We start from the raw sequence: 2,075 nt of genomic DNA on the forward strand, positions 1-2,075 counted from the left end.
CCGACCACGCGGGCAGGCGCTACTTCAGCGAGCTCCGCCTGCAGATCACCGACCCCTGCACCGTAGGCGGTGCGCGATGACGAAGGTGGGGCTGGGGGAGACCGGCTGGGCGGTGTGGTCGGACGCGCTGCTGCGCACCACGGGTTTTCCCGCCGACGGGCTGGAGGCGTTCGCGGCGCCGGCGGCGGCGGAGGCGGCCGACGAGCTGCTGGCCGGCCGGGGTGAGGCGGGGGTGTTCGACAAGGCGCTGGCCGAGGCGGTCGCGGCGGGGGCGAGGAGGATCTGGGAGATCGCCACCGATCCGTTGTTCCGTGAGGCGGTGACCTGGCAGAACCCCGGGGTGCTGGTGGCGTTGGACGGGATCGTCGCCGGGGGGCCGGAGGCTCGCCGCAATGTGCGGCGGCGGGACCGTGAGCGGGCGGTGGTCCGTTACTGGCAGCGGTACTGCGCCAAGAACGAGACGATCGGTTTCTTCGGTCCGGTCTGCTGGGTCGGCGTCGGCGGCGCGGGTGCCGCTGTCGGCGACGGTGCGGGTGCTGGCAGCGGCCCGGGTGCTGGCAGCGGCCCGGGCACCGGGCGGGCGGTGGACGTCCAGGCCGGATCCGGGTTGCTGCGTGAGCGGCGGGTGTTCCTGGAGGGCTGGGCGCTGGCCGCCTACGCCGACCACCTGGCCGCCGATGCGCGGGTGCGGCGCTGGTGGCCGCCGATGCTGCTGCCGCATCTGACCGTGCGGGAGCGGTCGTTGCTGCGGCCGATGCAGCCGCCGCTGGCGCTGTCCCCGGCCGAGGCGGCCGTGCTGGTCCGCTGCGACGGCCGCACCCCGGCCATCCGGGTCGTCGCAGAGCTGGCCCGTCCCGAGGACGGCTACCTGCTGCTGGAGCGGCTGGTGGAACGCGAGCTCATCACCTGGGACGCCGCCCTGCCCATCGGCCGTGACGCCGAGGAGGCCCTCCGCGCCCGCATCGCCGCGATCGGCGATCTCGAGCTTCGGGAGGAGGCTTCGGCGGGGCTGGACCGGTTGTGCGCGGCGCGTGAGGCGGTCGCCGCCGCGGCGGGCGATCCCGAGGCGTTGAAGCGTGCCCTGGCCGGGCTGGACGAGGAGTTCACGGCGCTGACCGGCGCCGCGCCCCGGCGTCGCGACGGGCAGATGTACGCCGGCCGCACGCTCTGCTACGAGGACACCACCCGCGACCTCGACGTCACCGTCGGCGCGGCCCTCCTGGACGATCTCGCGGCACCTCTCGCGATCACGCTGACCGCCGCCCGCTGGCTGACCGCGGCGCTGGCCGACGCCTACACGACGGCGTTGCGCGAGCTCTACGACGACCTGCGGGAGGACACCGACGCCCCGGTGAACCTGGCCGACCTGATGTTCCTGGCCCAGGGGTTGTTCTGGGGTGAAGGGCGGCGTCCCGCGGACGAGGTCGCCGAGGCGTTCACCCGGCGCTGGGAGAACCTGTTCGGCCTGGAGGAGAACGGCACGCGCGTCCAGCTGTCCGCCGCCGACCTGGCCGAGGCGGTGGCGCGGCTCTTCCCCGCCCGGCGGCCCGGCTGGTCCACCGCCCGGTTGCACAGCCCCGACCTGCAGATCTGCGCCACCGGCGTCGAGGCGATCAACCGCGGCGACTACCAGGTGGTCCTCGGCGAGCTGCACGCGGCGTGGCCGACGTTCGACTCCGACCTCTTCACCGCCTGGCATCCCGAGGCCGACCGGCTGCGCGACGAGCTGTCCGCCGACGTCGGCGAGCACCGGGTCCGGCTGCTGCACCCCAGCACCTGGCCCCGGCACACGGGGCGGGTCGCGGCGTCGCTGACCGGTGTCACCGATCGGCTGCTGGGGTTCGCCGCGGCGCCGGGCGCCGACCCGGACCGGCTGCTGCCCGCGACCTCGGTCATGGTCTCGGACGAGGACGGCGAGCTGGTCGCCACGGCGCCCGACGGGCACCGGTGGCCGCTGATCGAGATGTTCGCCGGGATGCTCAACGGGCTCGCCGTCGACGCGTTCAAGCTCACCACGCCCGCGCCCCATGTCCCCCGGATCACCATCGACCGGCTGGTGATCGCCCGGGAGACCT

Annotated in this window: 1 protein-coding gene; it reads left to right on the forward strand. The window is 74.8% G+C overall.

The features are described 5' to 3' along the window. Positions 1 to 76: 76 nt before the first annotated feature. On the forward strand, positions 77 to 2,075 hold a 1,999-nt coding region (locus ACFOWE_RS31550; RefSeq protein WP_377294332.1), incomplete at its 3' end, for a lantibiotic dehydratase.

This window comes from Planomonospora corallina (genome assembly GCF_042650625.1).
Taxonomy (GTDB): Bacteria; Actinomycetota; Actinomycetes; order Streptosporangiales; family Streptosporangiaceae; genus Planomonospora_B; species Planomonospora_B corallina.